This is a genomic window from Qipengyuania seohaensis, assembly GCF_002795865.1.
Lineage (GTDB): Bacteria > Pseudomonadota > Alphaproteobacteria > Sphingomonadales > Sphingomonadaceae > Qipengyuania > Qipengyuania seohaensis.
The window spans coordinates 801,243-822,433 of sequence record NZ_CP024920.1 but is presented as its reverse complement, the minus strand read 5'-3'; the positions used below and the strand labels follow the sequence as shown (position 1 = coordinate 822,433).

Genomic DNA, 21,191 nt, shown 5'->3' with positions numbered 1-21,191 from the left:
TTCAGCTCATGATGCGAAAGCGGCCGGTGCACCTTCGGGTGTTCCGGCCGTTTTCCGTTTCTGTGCCCTGCTCTTCGAGGCGGGGAGCATTGGCGTCATTGGGCGATATCGAAGGCCACGCTCAGTCTCTCGCCTGCTGTAAATGGCGTCGTCCCATGGAAAACGATCGGTTGGAACAGGGCGAGCCTGCCCTGCTGCGGTGCAATGCTGCGAAGCGCTTCTTGCTCTATTCCGGGTCCTCGCGGCGCCGAGGGTGAGGCGAGCACGCCCTCATCACTCGATGGACCATACCGTTCGGGCAGAGCGATATTGTGCGCGGAACCTAGGGGGCCATCCGGACGAGCGCGATCGGTCTGATGTCCCTCCGCTCGCAAAAGGATAGACCATGACCCGATGGTGCGCATCGGGACTGGCTTGCGCTGCAGGTCGGGGTGTTCGGGCACGAGCGGCAGTGCCGCACCACGGGCCGAGTGGGCGCTCTGGATCGGGGCTTATTCGTGCAATGCCTAGATGTCGGGTCGGGGGCGGGGGCAGGTGATCCGTGCTCGGGTGCATCGCCGCTTGTGCGCCCGCAGATGTAGTTCTCTCACCAAAAAAAAGGGGCGCCTCGCGGCGCCCCTTTCCATTCAGTCGTCTGTAGTTCGGAATTAGAACTTCAGCTTCACACCTGCGTAGTAACGACGGCCCAGCGGGTCGTAGACGCCGGTTTCAGCGTCCATGCCGGTAACCGAAGCACCCGGGATGCTTGCGGTGTAGATCGGGCTGTTGTCGAGCAGGTTGTTCACACCGACATAGAGTTCATAGTCCTCAGCAACGTAGAAACGGAGCTGCGTGTTGAGGTAGAACTCGGGGTGCAGACGATATTCATCGTCGGTACCTTCTTCGACGCCAACGAACTGGTCATCCAGGAACGCTTCGCCGATGTAGACACCGGTCATCGTCCAGCGGAAGGCGTCCGTGCCGACCGAAGTGTTGACCGTGAAACGGTCCTTCGATGCGCCAACTTCACCATCGATGTTGTCGATGTCGTCTTCAGTCACGAGCGGCTGAATCTTCTGATCGAAAACGTGGGTGTAGATGGTGTTGATGCCGATATCGAGATCGGTTCCGAACATCCGGAAGGTGTCCGCGAACGTCAGTTCGACGTCGATGCCGTCAGCAGTGATACCACCCGAGTTGGACGGGCCGGTGTTCACGAACTGGAGCGAACCTGCGTTGTTCAGACCCTGCGCCGTAGCACGACGGGTGATGAACTGGCAGAACTCAGGGTTACCCTGAAGGTAGCACTGGTTGATGATGTACTGACGCGGGGTCGAGACGATCGCGTCTTCGATTTCCACGTTGTAGTAGTCAACCTTGAGGCTGAACGCGTCCAGAGCCGGAACGAGTGCGCCCGGATCGAGAACGACGCCGAGAGTCCAGGTCTTACCCTTTTCTTCCGACAGGTTCGGGTTACCACCAGTGAAGCCCGAAACGCCCTGACGGTCAGGCTGCGAAACGGTGAACACGCCGCCATTGGCCGCGATGTTCGCGTTCACACCGTCAGCTGCACGGCAGTTCTGTCCAAGTGCACTGGTGTCTGCAGCGGTGACGCCTTCACACGGATCGTTGACCGTCGGGAAGGTCTGGTTGAGGCCGTCGAAGAGCTCCGAGATGTTCGGCGCACGGACGGTCTGCGAGTACATACCGCGGAACGTGATTGCCGGGACCGGAGTGAATTCCGCACCCGCATTCCAGCTGAGCGTGTTGCCGACGGTCGAGTAGTCCGAAACGCGGACTGCACCGCGAACCAGAAGCGAGTCGACGAAGCCGTCTTCGATCAGCGGAACGAGAACTTCGGCGTACGCTTCGCGAACGTCGAATTCACCCGAAGTCGGGGGAAGTGCGTTACCGCCGTTCAGGCCGAGCTGCTGCAGAGCATCCCAGCGGCTGTCCGAAGATTCCTTACGATACTCGACACCGACCACGGTCGAAACCGGGTTTACGCCCGAGATCGTGAACAGTTCGGCACCAAGGTTGGCACCAACCTGCAGCTGGGTGATGTCTGCATTGAAGGACGAAGGAGCGGCAAGGTAGGCCACTGCTTCGGGCGACAGCGAGTTCAGACCGAACCAGTCAGCCGGCACACAGCCGTCCGAAACCGCATCGGGGTTCGCACACTGGAAGCCACCGGCGCCATCGGGAATGATCTTCGCAGCTTCGCGAAGGTTCGGGATGTTGATCTGACCGTCGCCGAGCTGTGCGATCTGCGTCGAACCGTAGTTCGCGAAGATTTCATAGTTCACGGTGTCGGTAACATCGCCGCGTGCACCACCGACGATGCGGAAGGTCTGGCGCGTTGCCGAGCTAGCACGCGGACCGAAGTCGGTCAGGCGCTTTGCGAAGTAGATATCGCGCAGGCCGTCGCCGTCGGTGTCCGAAGCATCGTCATAGATGCCATCGGGAACGAACGGGTTGCGAATGATGTCGCCCGTGGTCGGATCAAGCGTTTCGATCGGGTACTGACCCGATGCGAAAACCGGCGACGCCGTATCGAACGGGAAGGGTTCGATGTTGGAGTTAGCCGACGTGCTGGTGAACTGGACTTCACCGAACAGTTCGAGCGAGGACGAAACGTCGTAGGTTGCCGAACCGGCAACTACGAAGCGTTCGATCGGAACAGCCAGGTAACGGAAGGCGCTACGGTTGAAGCCGTCGGGGCCGATCGACTGACCTGCGGCCGAGCACGATGCCGGGGCAGTGCCGCCGTTCGTGCTGAAGCAGTTGCGAAGATCGCCTGCGCCGTTGTTGCCATAGGTCCAGGTGAAGTTGTCGGTCGAGTAACGGCCCTGGGGCGGGAAGCTCGAGAAGAAGGGTGCGACGCGGTCCGAGAATGCACCACCGCTGATGAAGATGTCGGAGATGCTGTCGAGAGCTGCGCTGCCCTGTTCGGTCTTGGTGTCGCCCTTGAAGACGGCGCCTTCGTTCGAGTAACCGCCGTAAAGGACTGCGTTACCGCGACCGTCAGCGAAATTGCCGCCGATGGTTGCGTTGACGGTGTAGTTGTCGCCAGCGCCGGTTTCGTTGATGCCGACCTGACCTTCGAGTTCCGCACCTTCGAAGTCGTCCTTGAGCACGAAGTTCACAACACCTGCCACAGCGTCCGAACCGTAAACGGCCGATGCGCCACCCGAGGTGAGAACTTCGACGCGCTGGACGAGAGCGGTCGGGATCATGTTAAGGTCGACTGCGGAGCTACCGTCGATGCCGGAAACGACGCGACGGCCGTTGATCAGGGTCAGCGTACGCGAGGTGCCGAGGTTGCGAAGATCGATCGTCGCAATACCCGAAGCCGATGTGCTGAACGACGAGTTCGTACGCGAAATCGCGGGCGAACCGAAGACCGGGTTCTGCAGGAGAGCTTCCTGAACGTTGATGAAACCCTGCGATTCGATCAGCTCGTCGCCGATGGTGATAACCGGCGCAGTGGTTTCGACCGCGGTCTGAATCCTCGAACCGGTGACGATGATGGCCGGTACTTCGTCTTCGACGGTAGTAGCGGTGTTCTCGTCGCTATCCTGAGCCAGTGCAGGCTGCGCAAAAAGTGCGACACCGAGCGCCAGAGGCGCCGTTGCCAGCTTGAGCTTGCTTTGCATTCTCATAATGCTTCAATCCTTATTTATTGCCCTCACCCAAAAGAACCGGGTGAGAAACCCCTCTAATTTATACCGCGACAGGCGCCGGAGAGGCACCTGAGTTTGCGGATGCCGCATGTGCTCAAATGTGTCTTGAAATTGCAAAATGTTTATCTCGGAACGGCGCGTTCGCAGATGGTGTGTTGCGAAATTGACACAACCATAAAATGGCGGAAATACGGCGATTTCTTGGCGGTGGAGGGATTCTCCCACACTCCTTTGACGATTGACCTTTACGTCAACGGAACGTAGCCAGTGGCAAACAGCAACTCGAATCCGGAGATGGACTATGCCCGCCGCCTATATCGTAGAAGCCGTACGCACTGCAGGCGGAAGGCGCGGGGGGCGGCTTGCCGGCGTCCACCCGGTCGACCTCGCAGCGAAGTCGCTCGATGCCGTGATGGAACGCTCGGGCCTCGAAGCCAAGGCGATCGACGATGTCGTCATGGGCTGCGTCAGCCAGGGCGGCGAACAGGCGATGCAGGTCGGGCGCAATGCCGTGCTCGCATCGAAGCACCTGGGCGAGGGTGTACCTGCCGTTACCATCGACCGCCAGTGCGGTTCGTCCCAGCAGGCGATCCAGTTCGCCGCGCAGGCCGTGATGAGCGGGACGCAGGACATCGTTATTGCCAGCGGCGTGGAAAGCATGACCCGCGTGCCGATGGGCTCGACGGCGATGTTCCACATGAAGGAAGGCCTCGGGAACTACAAATCGCCGGGGCTCGAAGAGAAATATCCTGGCATCCAGTGGTCCCAGTTCATGGGCGCGGAAATGATCGTGAAGAAACACGGCTTCACAAAGGATGATCTCGACCGCTTCGCCCTGTCGAGCCACGAGAAGGCGATCGAAGCCACGCGTTCGGGCGCTTTCGAGGCCGAGATCGTGCCGGTCGAAATCGAGACACCCGAAGGCACCGAAATGCACACGGTGGACGAAGGTATCCGCTTCGACGCCACGCTCGAAAGCATCCAGTCCGTCAAGCTGCTCAGCCCTGAAGGCACCATTACCGCTGCCTCCAGCAGCCAGATCTGCGATGGCTCCAGCGCCGTGCTGGTGGTCAGCGAAAAGGCGCTGAAGGAGTACGGCCTGACCCCGCTGGCGCGCATCCACAACCTGACCGTGACGGCAGGCGATCCGGTCATCATGCTGGAAGAGCCCCTGTTCGCGACCGACCGTGCACTAGAGCGCGCGGGCATGAAAATCTCCGACATCGACCTGTTCGAAGTAAACGAGGCCTTCGCGCCCGTTCCGCTGGCATGGCTCAAGCACACCGGTGCCGATCCCGAAAAGCTCAACGTCAACGGCGGCGCTATTGCACTTGGCCACCCGCTCGGTGCATCGGGGACCAAGCTGATGGCCACACTGGTTCATGCGCTGAAGGCGCGCGGCAAGAAATACGGCCTGCAGACGATGTGCGAAGGTGGCGGCGTCGCCAACGTCACTATCGTTGAATCGCTGTAAGCGTATTCACGCTTATCGGCGTCGAGGCGCTTTAATTATTTGAATCGAGAGGATTTTTCATGGAAGTTTCAGCAAACACCCCCGCAGTTGTTACCGGTGGTGCATCGGGCCTCGGCGAAGCCACCGCGCGTGCGCTCGCCGCCAAGGGTGCCAAGGTCGCCATCTTCGACATGAACGAAGAAAAGGGTGAAGCGGTCGCCAAGGACATCGGCGGCGTCTTCTGCAAGGTCAACGTGACCAGCGACGAAGACGTCGACGCAGGCTTTGCCAAGGCCCGCGAGGCGCACGGCCAGGAACGCATCCTCGTCAACTGCGCCGGTATCGGCAACGCCATCAAGACCGCCAGCCGCGACAAGCAGACCGGAGAGATCAAGCACTTCCCGATTTCGGCCTTCGATTTCGTGATCCAGGTGAACCTGATCGGCACTTTCCGCTGCATCGCCAAGTCGGCGGCCGGCATGATGAGCCTCGACCCGCTGACGGACGAAGGTGATCGCGGCGCGATCGTCAACACCGCTTCGGTCGCTGCCGAAGACGGCCAGATGGGCCAAGCGGCCTATTCCGCCTCGAAGGGCGGCGTGGTCGGCATGACGCTCCCCATCGCGCGCGACCTGATGCGCGAAGGCATCCGCGTGAACACCATCCTGCCGGGTATCTTCAACACCCCGCTTATGAACGCCGCACCGCCGCAGGTGAAGGAAGCGCTGGCCGCCAGCGTCCCGTTCCCCAAGCGCCTCGGCAATCCGGAAGAGTATGCCAATCTCGCCATGTGCATGATCGAGACCGGCTATTTCAACGGCGAAGACGTTCGCCTCGACGGCGCGATCCGCATGGCTCCGCGTTAAGCCGATACCAGTTGGAAAAGGGGCCGGACGACTGCGACGTCTTCCGGCCCCTTTCTTGTTTCAGCCTCAGAATGCGGCGCTGAACCGTACCCAGCCGCCGCGCCCTGCGCCGGGCAGGCGGTCGCCCACCTCAACATCGGACGCAGCCGAGCGATTGCGCCCCGCGAGATGCGGTGCGTAGAGTTCGTCGAACAGGTTCTCCACTCCCGCTTCGAGAGCGATCCCGGTGCCGACTTCGTAGCGCGCGAACAGGCCGACGACGGCATAGTCGTTGCTCTGTGTCTCCTCGTTGAAACGCGCCACCTCGTCCTGACCGGCTGCCGCGATCAACTCCGCTCCGGCAGAGAACCGATCTCCCAGCCACGCGGCAGACAGGCGCAGGTTCGCCGGTGCCACGCGATAGAGGTTGTCATCGATGTCGCGTCGCTTGCCGCGCACATAGCTGGCCGTACCCGACAGCTCGAGACGACTGAGCGGCCGTACCATGAAGTCTACGTCGGCACCCCACAACTCGGCATCGACATTGTCGAAACGCAGCGGAGTCGGGTCGCCGTTCATCGCAGCGATCATCTCGATCGGGCTGTCCACTATTCCGACCGTTGCGTCCACCGGAATGCCCTGGATATAATCGTCGACGCGCCGATAGAACACTGTCGGCCGCAGCGAATAGGCATCGCCTTCAAAATCGAAGCCGAGTTCCGCAATCCAGGCAGTTTCGGGTGCCAGTTCCAGATTGCCGACATAGATGTTGCCATCCGCCAGGCCGAAGCTGGCTTCGGTGGGCAACCAGCCGAAGCGTTCGAGCAGGCTCGGCACGCGCTCCTTGCGAGCAAGTGTAACTCTTGGGACAAGATCCCCCATCGGAGCCCATGCACGCATCACGGCATCGACAGTCGTTGCAGAGCGCGCACGGTCGGCGGACGCAAAGCCTGCCGCCAGCATCTGCGGGGCCATGGGCACTGCCGCTCCGACCTGGGGAACGCCTGCATCCTGCCGAGTGTGATCGACCCGTCCGCCGAGTTCGAATTCGATGCCCTGGATACCGCCGCGCCACTGCGCGAACGCGCCCCAGCGCTCCGACCGGACATTTGGCTGGGCATCGATAAAGAAGCCATCGTTGAACGGGTTCGTGATGGTCACGAACTTGTCGATATTCTCTATGTCGGCGCCCAGTTCGAAATGCTTCCGGGCAGTCCCGAAACGCAGCTTGGCCTCGGCGGTATTGGTATCGGCCTCGGCATTGGTCGCGCGGGCCCGCATGGGCGGTGCGGCTGGCTGGCGGATGGTCTGATTATCCATCCGGTGGCGTACGGCGACATGTCCCAGTTGCAGGTCTAGGCGCACATCCTTTCCGATCTCGCCCCGAAAGCCGCCACGCACGAAATCGGTGTCGAAGAAAACGATATCGAGTGCGAAGGGCGGCGTTCCGGTCGGGTCGGTTTCGCTACGACGATACTCGGCGAAGATCTCGCCCGGACCGGTCTGGAATCCTGCGTGAATGCCATAGAGGCTGCGCTCGAAACCGGTGCCGAGCACAGTGCCTTCGGGATACTCGTAGTCGCTGCCCTCCTCGCGCGCGGCGATGACGCCGAGCCGCCATTGCTCGTTTGCAAGTCCGGCGAGGCCACCGACGGCATAGCTGTCGTCGACCGAGCGATATTGCGCGGCAAGGCGTACCTGCGCATCCATCGCATTGCCTGACGAAAACTCTGTTTCGACCAGCTGCGCGTTGACCGCTCCGGCAAGCGAGGGGCCTTGCGAAACCGGCGCGACACCGCGAGCGATCTCGATGCGATCGACCAGTACCGACGGTGCATAATGGAGCGGCGGGTCCATTGCGTTGGGACCTCCGGAGGCAAAGCGCTGGCCGTTTACCCGGCCAAGGACGCGTTGCCCGGCCAAGCCGCGATAGGATAACTGGCCGGAAAGCGCGCCATTGCCGACCAACGCACCGCCCGGTGCACGCGCTGCGATCGATGCGGCGTCAGCAGGCAGGGCGATTTGCTCGGGAGGTGCAAGCCGGTCATCCGAAGCCGCATCGGTGCGGCTGGCAGTGACGATTATGGTGTCGTTGAGAATTGCGTCCGGTTCATCGGGCGCACGCTCTTGGGCGAGGGCGGGCATTGCCACGCTCGCAAGGCAGCATGCCAGGAGGGCGCGATGGCCCTTGGATTTGTAATGCATCGTAAAGTCCACTGAATCTGGTTTTCCCGCGCGAACTGACAAGCTCGCGCAGATAGAAGTTCGGATTTTCCGGGGGTCAGATCAGGACTGGTGGTGCACGCAGCGGTGGTCGCAAGCGGGGTGTACGCTTGATATCGATAACGAGAACCGGCGCGAGGCCGAGGAGGGCGGCTTCCGCCAGCGACAGGGCCAGCAGATCCGCATCCACGGCGCCCGTAGCAAGTTCGGTCGTGCCTGCGATGGAGCAATGCTTGGGCAGTGCGCTGGAAGACGATTTTTCGCCTTCGTCTGCATCATCACCCATCGACATATGCCCCATGGCGGCATGATGCCGTTGAGCGGCGGCGTCGGCCTGCGCCTTCACGAGTGGGTTCTGTTCGGGACACAGCGTTACGCTGGGCCACCCGTCGTCGGCAGGCGCGATCATGTATCCGGCAGGCGCAATCGTACCGATCACCACACTGATGGCCAGCAAGGCCAGCAGCATGAGTCTGGGTCGTGCGAGGGTGCGACGGCGGATCGGCATAGACGGTCGCCTGTTAGCCGCGGGGTTGGAAGGTGTCACGCCCGGATCGACAAAGGCTACGACGGCCGGAACCTTGGCTTGCGACTCACCAGTCAATACTTGCCTGAGAGAGCGGGGGATGCCGAAATCAAGAAATAGTCAAGTCGAATTGCAAGTCGCCAGAATTCGGTAGGGGCCTGCGCCGATTTTCGTTGCCGAAGTAATTCCCCGGGGCAAGCATTCCCAAGGGTTGCTTTTGCAGGGGGGAGTCATGTCCCAGAAATTCTCTAAAATCCGTTCTTTAGTTACTTCGACTGCCGTTTTCGCGCTGATGCACGGAACGGCTTATGCGCAGTCGGAACCTGCTCCTGCTCCGGTGGAAGAGAGCGACGATTCCAACCAGATCGTGGTAACCGGGACACAAATCCGGGGCGCCCAGATCAACGACGTCCTGCCAGTGACCGTGCTGGACGAACAAGCGATCGAGAACACCGGCGCCGCATCGGGCGACGAACTCTTCCGATCCATTCCCCAAGCGGGCACCGTGGCATTCAACGAACAGAACGCCACCACCCAGAACAGCGCGCGCGGCGACGTCGGGTCGATCAACCTTCGCGATCTCGGCACGGGCAACACGCTGCTGCTCATCAACGGGCGGCGCATGACGCTGCACCCGGGCTTCCAGACCGAGCTGCTCGTTCCCGTGGTGAGCGCCGATACCAACGAAATCGCTCCCGGCAGCGTTCGCCGCCTCGAAGTGTTGCGTGACGGTGCATCGGCCATCTACGGCGCAGATGCCGTGGCCGGCGTGATCAACACCGTCCTTCGCGGCAATCGCACTGGCGGCTTCCTCGAAGCGGACTGGCGCGCATCGCAGGGCACCAGCCTTTACAATTACTCGATCAGCGGCGGCTACGGCTTCGACTTCGGCGGAGGCCGGGGGAACCTGACCGTCTACGGCGGCTATTTCAAAGAAAACGGTATGCTGGCTTCGGAGCGCGATTACGCGGGCGAGGACAACCGTCTCCCGCTGGTCGAGGGTACGGACTTTGAAGGCGATGCCTCGTTCAACAACCGCAACACCTTCGGCCCGTTCGGCCAGTTCGACATCCAGGCACCGTCCAGCCGCACACCGATCGGCGATGACGATTTCTATCTCCAACCATCCACTTTCCCGGGATGCCGTCTCGATTTCGGCAATGGCATCTGCGCGCGCAACGGCACCACGCCGACCAGCGCGGTCAGGTACAACACCAATTTCGGCAACAATCTGATCAGCGCCAAGAAGCGCTACAATGCGATGGCCCTTCTCAGCTACGAGCTGTCGAACAATGTCGAAGCCTATTTCGAAGGCAGCTATTACCGCTCCGAAAACCGCCGCAATATCGAGGCTTCGGCAATCCTGAGCGCGGTGCCGGTCGGCATTGCGCGCGATGCCTACTGGAACCCCTTCGGCCCGACGACGCTGGCGGACGGTTCGCCCAACCCCAACCGTTTGCCAGGCACGACCATTGCAGCAGGCGGCGCCGATCTGATCATGGAGCGCTATCGTTTCGTCGATGTCGGAAACCGCGATGTGAGCGTCGACAAGGACACCTACCGCCTCGTGGCGGGTCTGCGCGGTTCGTTCGGCGCGTGGGATTTCGACACCGGCGTACTCTATTCGGAAGCCGACCTGATCGACCTTGCCCGCAACCGCGTGTCGCTCACGCTGATGCAGCAGCAGATCAACCTGACGACGCCCGACGCCTACAACCCCTTCAACGGCGGTTGCCTGGATGATCCGGGCGAGGGCGATTGCACGCCCAATCCCGCTTCGTCGATCGACCCGTTCCGCATCGACGTGTTCCGCAAGGGCGGCACCAGCCTGGCGCTGGCAGACTTCAAGCTGAGCCGTGACGACCTGTTCACCCTGCCGGGTGGCAACGTCGGCGTGGCAACGGGCATCGAGTTCCGCCGCGAGACCTTCTACGACGACCGCGATCCGCGCCTCGACGGCACGATCACCTTCACCGACAGCGTGACCGGCGATTTCAACGGCAGCGATGTCGCGGGCACCAGCCCGTCACCCGATACCGACGGAACGCGTGACGTCTATTCGGCTTTTGCCGAAGTCTTCGTCCCGCTGGTCGCGCCCGACATGGACATCCCGCTGGTTGAGGAATTGAACCTCCAGCTGGCAGGACGGGTCGAGCATTTCGCCGATATCGATGCGACGGCGATAGTGCCGCGTATCGCCGCATCCTGGACCACCTTCCCGGGTGTTACCTTGCGCGGTGCATGGTCGCAGGGCTTCCGTGCGCCGAACCTCGTGCAGGTCAACGATGAAGGAACCACGCGCTCGAACACGCGTGACGATTTCGTGGTCTGCCAGGCGCGTGTCGAAAAAGGCACGCTGGAAAACCTCGGCGCCTGCCCCGGTTCAGGAACGATCAGCTTCCGATCGGGCGCACGCGATCTCGAGCCCGAAGACAGCACCAGCATCAACCTCGGCGTAGTGCTGGAGCCGGTGTTCATTCCCGGCCTGACGCTGACGGCGGACTATTGGCGCGTGAAGCAGGAAGGTCTGGTCGGCACATTCGGCGACGACAATGCCATCGCGCTCGACCTGCTGCGCCGTCTCAACGGCAGCACCAACCCGAACGTGATCCGCGAAGATCCGACGGCGGATGACATCGCCCTGTTCACGGGCACCAGCCTTGCCCCGGCCGGCGCGATCATCCAGGTGCTGGACCCCTATCTCAACCTCGACAGCCGCATTTCGAAGGGCTGGGACTTCGGCATGTTCTACGATGTCCCGAACTTCGGGCTGGGCGACTTCCGCCTGCGCTTCAACGCCGCTCGTCTCGAAAGCTTCGTCCAGTCCGCCGGTCCGCAAGGGCAGGAATTGCTCGACGCGATCGAGGCTGGAACGCTGCCGACCGACGTGAGTGTCGAAGGTCTGGGCGAACTGCTCGAGATCGAGGGGCGCCCCAAGTGGCGATTCAGCAGCGCGATCAACTGGGAAAGCGGACCGGTCGATATCGGCCTGTTCGGGTCGTATGTCGGCGAGGTGTGGGACACCAGCGTCACGCGTGACGAGTTGATCGAGACGGACGATCCGAACGGGAATTTCTACCGGGTCGACGACTTCTTCACGGTCAATTTCTCGATCGCCTACACGATCAATAACGACACCGCCCTCGATGGGACGCGGCTGCGCTTTGCGATCAACAACCTGCTCGGCGAAGACCCGCCGCTGGCCGACGAGACCTATGGCTACTTCAGCGAACTGCACTCTGCCCGCGGCAGGCAATTCCATGTGGAGCTGCGCAAGTCGTTCTGATCCGGGCGTAGACAGAACCCGCAAATTCGCGAGGCGCGTCCGGTGGGCGCGCCTCGTTTGCTTGGCGAAGGGCATTCTCACTTGCCACGATGCTGTTCCCTGTGTTCCATCCCGTTTGAGAGATACGAGGGAAAGCCAAATGACCGACTACACGCAGATCAAGCTCGACATCGCCGACGGCGTCGCCACCGTCACGCTGCACCGGCCCGAAAAGATGAACGCCTTCACCCGCACCATGATGGCGGAGTTCATCGATGCGCTGGACGTGACCGATGCCGACGACAGCGTGCGAGCGGTGATCGTCACAGGACATGGCGACCGGGCATTCTGCGCCGGTGCCGACCTGACGCCTGAGGGTGGGGGACACGTCTTCTCCGACCCCAATCCGGTCGAGGATCTTTCGGACGAGCGCGTACGTGACGGGGGCGGACGGCTGACGCTGCGCCTGTTCAACTCGAAAAAGCCGCTGATCGGCGCGTGCAACGGTGTCGCCGTCGGCGTGGGGGCGACCATGCAGCTGCCCTTCGATATCCGCCTGGCGAGCGACAATGCGCGCTTCGGATTCGTCTTCGCGCGGCGCGGGATCACGCCTGAGGCCGCCTCCAGCTGGTTCCTGCCGCGTCTCGTCGGCATGCAGACCGCACTCGAATGGTGCATGACCGGCCGAGTGTTCGATGCGCAGGAAGCACTCGATCGCGGGCTGGTGCGCTCGCTTCATCCGCAGGGCGAACTGATGGACGCCGCCATGGGTCTTGCGCGAGAGATTGCGGACAACACCTCCGCCGTGTCGGTCGCGATGACGCGTGCAATGCTCTGGCGCCTGTCGACCACGGACCACCCCATGATGGCGCACCGGATCGACAGCCGCGCGATCTATCGCCTCAGCCGCAGCGCGGACGCGAAGGAAGGCATTGCAAGCTTCCTCGAGAAGCGCCCGCCTGCCTATCCCGACACGGTCGGTGAGAATATGCCCGACTTCTATCCGTGGTGGGAGGAGCCGGGCTTCGAGTAGTTGCAGATGTGATAGTCACACGCGCAACGGCCTTGCCATGCCGGGTTAGGGCATTACAGCTACTCTCATGCCCAACCGCCAGCCAGCCAAACGCCTCGCCGATTTCCTTCCGTATCAGCTCTCGGTCGCATCCAATGCGGTTTCGACCCGGATCGCGGAACAATATCGCAAGCGTTTCGCGCTCAAGACGACCGAATGGCGCATCATGGCGGTACTCGGCGACAGCGGCCCGCTGACCCAGCGCGAGCTTTCGCAGCAAACATTGATGGACAAGGTGCCGGTCAACCGCGCCTGCAAGACGCTGGAGAGCCGGGGCCTTGCCGAACGCACGCCCAATGCGAAGGACGGACGTTCGCACCTGCTGGCGCTGACCGCAGAAGGAAAGGCGGTACACGCGGGGATCATGCCGCTCGCTCTCAAGATCGAGAAGGAAATGTTCTCGGTCCTGAGTGAAGACGAACGCGTGGCGCTGCGCGATATGCTTTCGCGTGTGCGCGACAATGCCGGGGACTTCGACGCAGAAAGCCTGGCCGACTAGGTAGTCGACCAGGCTTACTTTCTAGCGACCCGTTTTCGGGTTTTTATACTGGCCTACTTTCCGACCCCGCCGCTGAAGGCGTCTGCGATCGAACAGGCTGCCGGTCCCAGAATGACGACGAACAGCACGGGCAGGATGAACATGATCAGCGGAACGGTCATGATGGCCGGAAGACGCGCGGCCTTCTCTTCGGCACGCATCATACGCTCGTTGCGGAATTCTGCCGACAGGACGCGCAGTGCGCTCGCAAGCGGCGTACCGTAGCGTTCGGTCTGGATCATCGTGGTCACCACGCCCTGAACCGCTTCAAGATTGACGCGATACGCAAGGTGCTGGAACGCGGTCTTACGCTCGTTGAGGAACGACAGCTCGATCGCGGTGAGGGCGAATTCGTCGCCCAGTTCCGGATAGGCGCGGCCCAGTTCCTTGGCGACGCGGTTGAACGCTGCGTCGACGGTCAGACCGGCTTCGGCACAGATGACCAGCAGGTCGAGTGCGTCGGGCAGGCCCTTGCGGATGGCATCGGTGCGTTTCGACGCCGTGTTCGACAGGAAGATTTCCGGTCCCTTGTAGCCGGCGAACACCGCCGCAGCGAGGGCCGCCACGCGCTTGAACTGCCAGTCGGGCTGGATTTCGACGACATAGAGCAAGGTGAAGGCGATACCGCCGAGAATAATGGGCAGGATCATGCGCAGGCCGATAAGCACGACCGCGATTTCCTTGTTGCGATAGCCGGCCCAGGCCAGCTTTTGCTGCATGTCCTCGACTTGGCTTTGCTGCAGCACCTTCATGCTGCCCAAGGTGTCTTTCACCCTGTCGGCGGTGTCGTTCTTGCGAACGAGGCTCTGGCGTTTCTTGGCGCTCGTGGTGACGAGGCCGTGCTTGAGCTCCTCGCGACGACCTTCGAGCGCTTTCACGCGCTTGGCCATCGGGTCCTTGATCGTGACGGCCGAATAGATCGCCACGAACACGGCCAGTGCTGCGATCCCGGCAAGGATCGAGCCGACGAGGATAACGTCGAAGCCGAGGAGGGTAGGGCCGGCTGCGGGTTCCATGATATCGCTTCCTCGTGCCTTAGATTTCGAAACTGACCATCTTGGCCATGATGAAGGCCCCGATGCTCATCCAGACCAGGCCGCCGAGGCCAGCCACGGTGAGACGATCGTCGGTGAAGAACGCGCCGATATAGGACGGGTTGATCCACCAGATCAGGCCGAAGACGATGAAGGGCAGGGCGCCGACGATATAGGCCGAAGCCTTCGATTCCGAGCTCATCGCCTTGATCTTGAGCTTCATCTGGGCACGCTTGCGCAGCACGTCCGAAAGGTTGGACAGTGTTTCGGCCAGGTTACCACCGGTTTCGCGCTGGATGGCAAGCGTGATGCAGAAGAAGTTGAATTCCGGAATGCCGAGACGGTCGGCAGTCTGCTGGAGGGAATCTTCCATCGTGCGGCCGATCTTGATGCGCTCGACGATGCCCTTGAACTCCACGCCGACCGGTCCGGGCACTTCCTGCGCCACGACGGCGAGGGTCTCGGTAACCGGAAGACCGGAACGAAGGCCGCGAACGAGCAGTTCGATCGCATCCGGGAATTTCACGTTGAACTGGTTCGTGCGCTTCTTGATCGCGCGGCTCACCACGAAGTGCGGAATGCCTGCGCCGACGAACACGCCGATGCCGACAGCAAGCCCGAACGAGCCCGACTTCAGGAAGATCGCAAGCGCGGCAACCAGGCCCAGGCCAAGCGATGCATAGCCATACTGGCTGAGGGTCCAGCCCTTGCCGGTACGATCGAGGCGGATGGCGAGGGCTTCGATACGCGAACCCGAGCCGGCCTGCCTGAATTGTTTCGGCTTGCGGGCGGCGATTGCCTTCTTGAGCTGCGATTCGACCTTTGCATCGGTGCTTTCCGAGTGACGGAAACGCAGCTGCTGTAGGCGACGCTGGCTCTGCTTGCCCGCATCGGGACCTGCGAACGCCATGTATCCGAGCACGAGCAGCGCAAGGATCCCGCCGGCTACCAGCATGAGCTGGACAATGTTCATCGTGTCTCTCCGTCCCGTACCGTAAACTTACCGTGAGGAGCGGTTGACCCGGCCCGTATAGAGCCGGGTCATTCCGTCATCCCCGTTCAGGCCTCTTCGACCTGACCCTTGTCCTTCTTGGCGAGCAGCGACTTGATGTCGAAGCTGCCGAGCAGCGATTTCTTGCCGCCGGAAACGTGTACCGCGTCCTCGCTGTCCTCGTCGCCGAGACCGATGATGCGGGCCGACAACTGGCTGATCGCAGCGGTTGCCTTGCTCGAGCCGTTGGCGTCCACGAAGGTCTTGCCGAGCTTTGCAGCATTTGCAGCGGCCTTCTGGTCGTAGGGGATCGAGATATCGATCTTGCGCTCGATCGACGCTTCGAAATCGGCCTTGCTGATCTCTGCGGCGCCGGGCTGGACCTTGTTGGCCACGATCACCGGAGCGGCGTGTGCCGCATTGGTCTTGAGCCAGGACAGGATGCGGATCGTGTCGCGAGCCGAAGCCAGCGTCATTTCCGTGACCAGCGTCACGACGTTCACGTCGTTCAGCAGGTGGGGGAAGTTGATCAGCATGTTGCGCGGCATATCCACCAGCGTCATTTCGAAGGCGTGGCGGAATTCTTCCTGCAGCTGCAGGAATGCCGAGCCATCGGTCATAAGCGGCGAGTTGATCGGTGCTTCAGCCGACAGGATGGCGAGGTTGTCGTTCGCGCGGATCATGGCGCGTTCGATGAACAGGCCGTCGATGCGGCTGGGGTTGTCGATTGCGTCGGTCAGGCCGCGACCCGGTTCCAGGTCGAGCGTGAGCGCGCCGGTGCCGAAGTGCACGTCGAGGTCGAGCAGTGCGGTCGGCATGTGCTTTTCCGCATACATCCAGGCAAGCGAGGTCGCGATCGTCGATGCACCGACACCACCACGGGTGCCGACTACGGCGGTCGAGATATGACGCTGGGCCTGTTCGCCTTCACCGCCGCGCGGGGCCATGAATACGGCCTGTGCGGCATTGAGCGAATCGCGCAGCACCGCAGCCGAAAGCGGCTTCAGGAGATAGTCGTGGATGCCGCTGGCGAGCAGGTCGCGATAGAGGCGCACATCGTTCACCTGACCGACCGCGATCACCACCGTGCCGGGTTCGCAAACCTCGGCGAGGGCGTTGATGTCGTTCAGCGGGTCACCGCTTTCCGACAGGTCGACCATCAGGATGTTCGGGCTGGCCGAAACCGACAGGGACTGGATCGCGTTCCGCAGACCGCCCTTGTTGCATTTCTCGGGCTGCCAGCCGAGTTCGATCACGACCGGACGCAGGACATCCAGCGCCGTCTCGTCGCACATGAATGCGGCGAACGGATCGCGGTTACCCGGCATGCTGGACTTAAGTGAAGCGCTCATGATTAGGACCCTCCTTCGGTCGTGGCGACGTCGGCCAGACCGTCTACGCCGGTCGGCTCAGCGTCCCGATAGGCCCTGATGGCCTTGGTCGAGGTGGTGACGACCGTCTCGCCAGTGCCCTGCTGGCCCTGGATCAGGTCTTCCGGATTGGCGACCATTCCGGCGAGATTGCCATATACGGCGCACCCGTAGTTCGGATTGGTGGCGTTCTTTTCATTGGCTTCGGCCGTGTGCGACCAGTCGGGGCAACCCGGCATGGAAGCGGTCGAGCGCGTGATGACGATGCGGGCCTGGCCCGGCTCGGCATAACCGGTGGTGACCGGCGTGCCGTCTGCCAGCAGGATGCCGTAGCGACCTGCGAGGGCAGCGACGTCTTCACGAACCGCAGCAGAGCTGGTGGCGTCTTCGACAGCGACCCGGTCGCCGTAGCGAAGGTTCATGCTTTCGAACCAGCCAGCAAGGCGCTGCTGTTCCGAAACGGGCAGACCATCGGCATTGGTGGCGACATCGAGCGTGTAGTTCGAGCGTTCGACCACCGGCTGCTTGACGCTGTAAAGCGTGCGGTTGTCCATGTTGGTGCCGCCACAGGCGCCCAGTGCGAGGGCGAGCGAGGCTGCGAGCGAAGCGGTGAGCTTGCGATTGATTGCTTTAGGCATGTCTCGTCCCCTTATTCGAAGCTGAAGCCGGGCTTGGCAGCGGCGGTTTTCTCGTCGCGGCGAGCCTCGGAAGGCATGGCGACCTGTTCACCGGCCTGCGTTCCCTCGTATGAGATCTGCGGTGCCGAGTTGGCAGCGCCGTTGACGGTCGGAACCGGACGTCCCTGTCCACCGCTGACGCCGTCGGCCTCGCGGTAGCGGAGCAGGCGGTCGAATTCGGTCGGCTTCTGGAAACCGTCGGTCGGCAGGCGGATGTCGCTCGCATTGACCGGCTTGACGAGGTACGGCGTGATCACGATGACCAGCTCGGTTTCACCCTTGCGGTATTCGGTCGAGCGGAAGAGGTTGCCGAGGATCGGAATGTCACCGAGGCCCGGAGCCTTTTCGAGCTGGTTCTGCGCGCTGTTCGACAGCAGGCCCGCAATCATGAAGCTCTGACCCGAGCCGAGCTCCACGGTCGTTTCCGCACGGCGCGTGATAAGCGCCGGGACGCGGAACCCGTCGAGCGTGATAGCGCCCTGGGTCGACAGTTCGGACACTTCCGGGCGGACGCGGATCGAGATCCGGCCGTTCGAAAGGACCGTCGGAGTGTAGGCCAGGCTCACACCGTAGTTCTTGTACTCGATGGTGGTCGTACCCAGACCCTGACTGAGCGGGATCGGGAACTCGCCACCGGCAAGGAACTCGGCAGTTTCACCGGACAGTGCGGTAAGGTTCGGCTGCGACAGCGTGGTCACGAGGCCCTGCGTTTCCGCAAGGTCCAGCGCGCCGCCGATGTCGAGGCCGAGCAGCTTGCCGGCAAAGCCGAGCGTGCTGCCGATGTCGGCACCGAGGATCGAGGTCGCCGGTGTTTCTACCGTTTCGCCCGTAACCGGATCGGTGAACACGTCGACCGTGTTGGCGTTCATGCCGAGCGTCGTGCCGGGCGAGAACAGCTTGGCCGGACGGCCCTGGCCGACACCGAACTTGAACCCGCTGGTGCTGTCGAGCGACTGGAGGTTCACGCCAAGGGCGCGAACGACCGAACGGCTGACTTCGGCGATGCGGACCTGCAGGTTGACCTGCAGCGGCGTCGCCATGCGCAGGCGGCTGATGACATTGGTGCCTTCACCCACGAATGCCTCGACGAGAGCCTGGGCCTCGGCGGCATCTTCGGGTGCAGCGACCGTGCCGGTCAGCAGAACGACGTTGCTACCCATGGTGGCAACATTGATCTGCGCTTCCGGCATGGCCAGGGCAAGCATCTGGTCGATGCTGCCGATGTTGGAGCCGACGCGAACATTGGCCGACCAGATGATGTCGCCGCGAGCGTTGCTGGCGTAGACGGTGGTCTCACCGCCCGAACGACCGAACAGGTACAGCTGGCGCTGCGACTTGACCTGGACATCGGCAACGTTCTCGTTGGCAATGAACACATCGGTCATCGAGCCGGGCACGTTGATGAGCTCGCCGCGACCGATCGAAAGGACGATCTCCTCGCTCGGTTTAACGACCGACTGGGCCGTGGCCGTGGTCGTCGGAGCGGCGGCCAGCGGCGCAAGGGCCAGTCCGGCAAGCAGCAGTTTGGTGGAAAGACGACGTTTCATGGAATTGCCCCCTGAATGGCTTCCTGAGCTCTAGATTTCTTAGCGAAGGGTGCTGAGCGCGACCGGGGCTGTTTCCCCGACGCGGCCTGCACCGTTACCGACTGCGGCGTTCATGCCGTGCACTGCACTGCCCATGGAAAGCGGAACCGCTTCCGTGGCCTTGCCGCGGGTGACGCGAACCATCGGACCGCGGCTCAACGGAGCCGCTGTCGTGGTGGTGGCACCCGACGTGTGCGAGAAAGTGCGACCGTCGTCGTTCGACTGCGGTGCTGCTCCGACGCGCGGCGGCATCGAGCTACGCTGGAAGCGCGAGACATCGCCGCCCGTGACATAGGTGCCGCGGCTGTCGTCGGGACGACCCATGGCGTTGCGAAGGATGCGCTCTTCCTCTTCGGGCGTCGCATCGTCGGGGATGCTGACATCGCCCGAGGCGAGGGCACGTTCCAGTTCGCCTTCGCTGTCGGCGATAGCGCGCAGAGCGAGGCTCAGCGTGCCGATCGTCTGGGCGACGGCGACCTTTTCGGCGATCTTCGGGGTCACTTCCATCGTGACCGTGCGGAAGGCCTTGACCTGGGTAACGCCGTCCACGGTTTCCTGAGTGGTCGACTGGTCGGTCGCCAGCACGCGAAGGTTACGAACTATGGTTTCCGACGTTTTCAGCGCCTGGCCGCTATTGCCCTGGACCGTCTGGGTCAGGACCATGTCGACGCGGTCGCCCGGGAAGACGAAGCCGGCAACACCGCTCTTCGCATCGACGGGCACCGTGATGGCGCGCATACCGGGAGTGAGGGCCGCTGCAAGGAAGCCGCGGTCGCCCGGGCTCACCAGCGAACCCTGGGTCACCGGCTCGCCAGCCGTGACGGGATGGCGAACAACCGTCCCGATCAGCTTGGTGATGTCGGCTTCGCCGTCCAGGAAGTAGGCATCCTGAACCAGCTCTTCCGGCCACAGCTGATAGCCGATGGCGTCTGCAGTGATGATCGTACCGGTCGGCAGCGCACGCTGCGCCACCAGGACCTTGGGCCCGGCAGCTTCGACTTGCGATGCCGCGTTGGCTTGCGGAGCGGATGCTCCTGCGAACATGCTGCGGGCAACAAGTGCCGTACCGATCGCAACGACCAGCGCACCAACCAGCAGAACCAGCTTCTTCCTATCCATGGCGTTTAAGCCCCCTCATATGGCCCGCGTGATTTGAGTGCGGACAGCTATGGTTTCCGTGTCTAGACCCCGATTGGTTAAAATCGGGTTGTCAGCCGATCCCGGCTTCAGAAATTTGTGTGACGAACCCGCCGCCGACGACCCACAGCCCTGCGATGGCAATGGCGAGTCCGTATGGAATGCGAGGCTGCTGATCGTGTCGGCGGATGATCTTGATCGAAGCCAGTGTGACGAATGCGAGAATCGCGACCGGCAGGAGGGCGACCAGCAAGGAGGTCGCGCCGTCGGCTGCCAGCGGCTCTATGATTGCGGAAGGGATGGCCAGCTTCGGACCGCCCAGAACGGCGCTCGCGAAATTGGCGGCCACCAGGGTGAAGGCACCCAGCAGCACCGTGTCGCGGACCGGCTTGCCGCCGACCACGCGCGAATGGGCAACGCCCCACATGCCCATGGCTAGTGTGAGGACCCAGCCGGCCATTGCCATGATGATCACGAGGACGACGAAATTGGTAGGCGGGAACCACAGCGCCAGCGCGGTCAGCAGCTTGACGTCGCCGCCGCCCATCTGCCGCAGGGCGAAGAACAGGCAGCAGACCGCGAAGGTCGCGGCCGCCAGCCCGAACTGCATTGCAACGCCCGGCCACAGGTCCAGCCCGCTGGCCCACCAGAACAGCGGAGCGCCTGCGGCGATCGCTATGTTCAGGTGATTGCCGATGGTGCGGCTGCGCAGGTCGGTAAACGCCGCCCACAGCAGGCCGATTGCCAATCCGGCAAGCAGAACGTAGGTGAAAATCTGGTCGTGCATGACGTCCCCGAACTGAAGGTCGAGG

16 protein-coding genes are annotated in these 21,191 nt (G+C 62.4%); 5 read left to right on the top strand and 11 right to left on the bottom strand.

What is annotated here, in order from left to right; genetic code table 11:
• Positions 1-95 precede the first annotated feature (95 nt).
• Together CVE41_RS15015 and CVE41_RS04030 are read right to left on the bottom strand one after the other, a co-directional pair.
• Positions 96-404 carry a putative 2OG-Fe(II) oxygenase gene (locus CVE41_RS15015; protein WP_408633968.1) on the bottom strand — a complete coding sequence of 103 codons (309 nt, stop codon included), beginning with the start codon at positions 402-404 and terminating at the stop codon, positions 96-98.
• Positions 405-647: 243 nt separating this feature from the next.
• A complete protein-coding gene (locus tag CVE41_RS04030; protein WP_100259497.1) occupies positions 648-3,641 on the bottom strand; it encodes a TonB-dependent receptor domain-containing protein in 2,994 nt (997 codons plus the stop codon).
• A 322-nt stretch (positions 3,642-3,963) separates the two neighbouring features.
• Between CVE41_RS04030 and CVE41_RS04025 the strand changes: the two genes are divergently transcribed.
• Together CVE41_RS04025 and CVE41_RS04020 are read left to right on the top strand one after the other, a co-directional pair.
• Positions 3,964-5,136 carry an acetyl-CoA C-acetyltransferase gene (locus CVE41_RS04025; RefSeq protein WP_100259496.1) on the top strand — a complete coding sequence of 391 codons (1,173 nt, stop codon included), beginning with the start codon at positions 3,964-3,966 and terminating at the stop codon, positions 5,134-5,136.
• 59 nt (positions 5,137-5,195) lie between these two features.
• A complete protein-coding gene (locus tag CVE41_RS04020) occupies positions 5,196-5,981 on the top strand; it encodes an SDR family NAD(P)-dependent oxidoreductase (protein WP_100259495.1) in 786 nt (261 codons plus the stop codon).
• Between the two features lie 66 nt (positions 5,982-6,047).
• On the opposite strand, the gene CVE41_RS04015 is transcribed toward CVE41_RS04020, so the two are convergent.
• Together CVE41_RS04015 and CVE41_RS04010 are read right to left on the bottom strand one after the other, a co-directional pair.
• Positions 6,048-8,165 carry a TonB-dependent receptor gene (locus tag CVE41_RS04015; RefSeq protein ID WP_100259494.1) on the bottom strand — a complete coding sequence of 706 codons (2,118 nt, stop codon included), beginning with the start codon at positions 8,163-8,165 and terminating at the stop codon, positions 6,048-6,050.
• A 76-nt stretch (positions 8,166-8,241) separates the two neighbouring features.
• Positions 8,242-8,691, bottom strand: coding sequence for a hypothetical protein (locus CVE41_RS04010; RefSeq protein ID WP_157799388.1), 450 nt, complete (start codon positions 8,689-8,691; stop codon positions 8,242-8,244).
• 250 nt (positions 8,692-8,941) lie between these two features.
• Here CVE41_RS04010 and CVE41_RS04005 point away from each other — a divergent pair, with 250 nt between their 5' ends.
• From CVE41_RS04005 to CVE41_RS03995, 3 genes are all read left to right on the top strand, one after another.
• Positions 8,942-11,995: a TonB-dependent receptor domain-containing protein gene (locus CVE41_RS04005; protein ID WP_100259492.1), complete on the top strand. Its 3,054-nt coding sequence runs from the start codon at positions 8,942-8,944 to the stop codon at positions 11,993-11,995.
• Positions 11,996-12,134: 139 nt separating this feature from the next.
• Entirely contained in the window at positions 12,135-13,007 is an 873-nt protein-coding gene (locus CVE41_RS04000) for a crotonase/enoyl-CoA hydratase family protein (protein WP_100259491.1), read from the top strand.
• A 67-nt stretch (positions 13,008-13,074) separates the two neighbouring features.
• Positions 13,075-13,545, top strand: a complete 471-nt coding sequence (locus CVE41_RS03995; protein WP_100259490.1) for a MarR family winged helix-turn-helix transcriptional regulator — start codon at positions 13,075-13,077, stop codon at positions 13,543-13,545.
• Between the two features lie 53 nt (positions 13,546-13,598).
• Here CVE41_RS03995 and CVE41_RS03990 read toward each other — a convergent pair whose 3' ends face one another.
• The 7 genes from CVE41_RS03990 to CVE41_RS03960 form a co-directional block, all read right to left on the bottom strand.
• Positions 13,599-14,600, bottom strand: a complete 1,002-nt coding sequence (locus CVE41_RS03990; protein WP_408633960.1) for a type II secretion system F family protein — start codon at positions 14,598-14,600, stop codon at positions 13,599-13,601.
• 19 nt (positions 14,601-14,619) lie between these two features.
• On the bottom strand, positions 14,620-15,591 hold the full coding sequence (locus CVE41_RS03985; protein ID WP_100259488.1) for a type II secretion system F family protein: 972 nt from the start codon (positions 15,589-15,591) through the stop codon (positions 14,620-14,622).
• A gap of 86 nt (positions 15,592-15,677) precedes the next feature.
• Complete coding sequence (locus CVE41_RS03980) at positions 15,678-16,961, bottom strand: pilus assembly protein CpaE (RefSeq protein WP_100259487.1); 1,284 nt, start codon at positions 16,959-16,961, stop codon at positions 15,678-15,680.
• Between the two features lie 2 nt (positions 16,962-16,963).
• Positions 16,964-17,617, bottom strand: a complete 654-nt coding sequence (locus tag CVE41_RS03975) for a CpaD family pilus assembly protein (RefSeq protein WP_100259486.1) — start codon at positions 17,615-17,617, stop codon at positions 16,964-16,966.
• An 11-nt stretch (positions 17,618-17,628) separates the two neighbouring features.
• Complete coding sequence (locus CVE41_RS03970; RefSeq protein WP_100259485.1) at positions 17,629-19,203, bottom strand: type II and III secretion system protein family protein; 1,575 nt, start codon at positions 19,201-19,203, stop codon at positions 17,629-17,631.
• Positions 19,204-19,242: 39 nt separating this feature from the next.
• Positions 19,243-20,361: a Flp pilus assembly protein CpaB gene (cpaB, locus tag CVE41_RS03965; protein ID WP_100259484.1), complete on the bottom strand. Its 1,119-nt coding sequence runs from the start codon at positions 20,359-20,361 to the stop codon at positions 19,243-19,245.
• A 91-nt stretch (positions 20,362-20,452) separates the two neighbouring features.
• The gene (locus CVE41_RS03960; RefSeq protein ID WP_100259483.1) at positions 20,453-21,166 is read right to left on the bottom strand and encodes an A24 family peptidase; all 714 of its coding nucleotides are present in this window, start codon (positions 21,164-21,166) and stop codon (positions 20,453-20,455) included.
• Between the last annotated feature and the right edge of the window lie 25 nt (positions 21,167-21,191).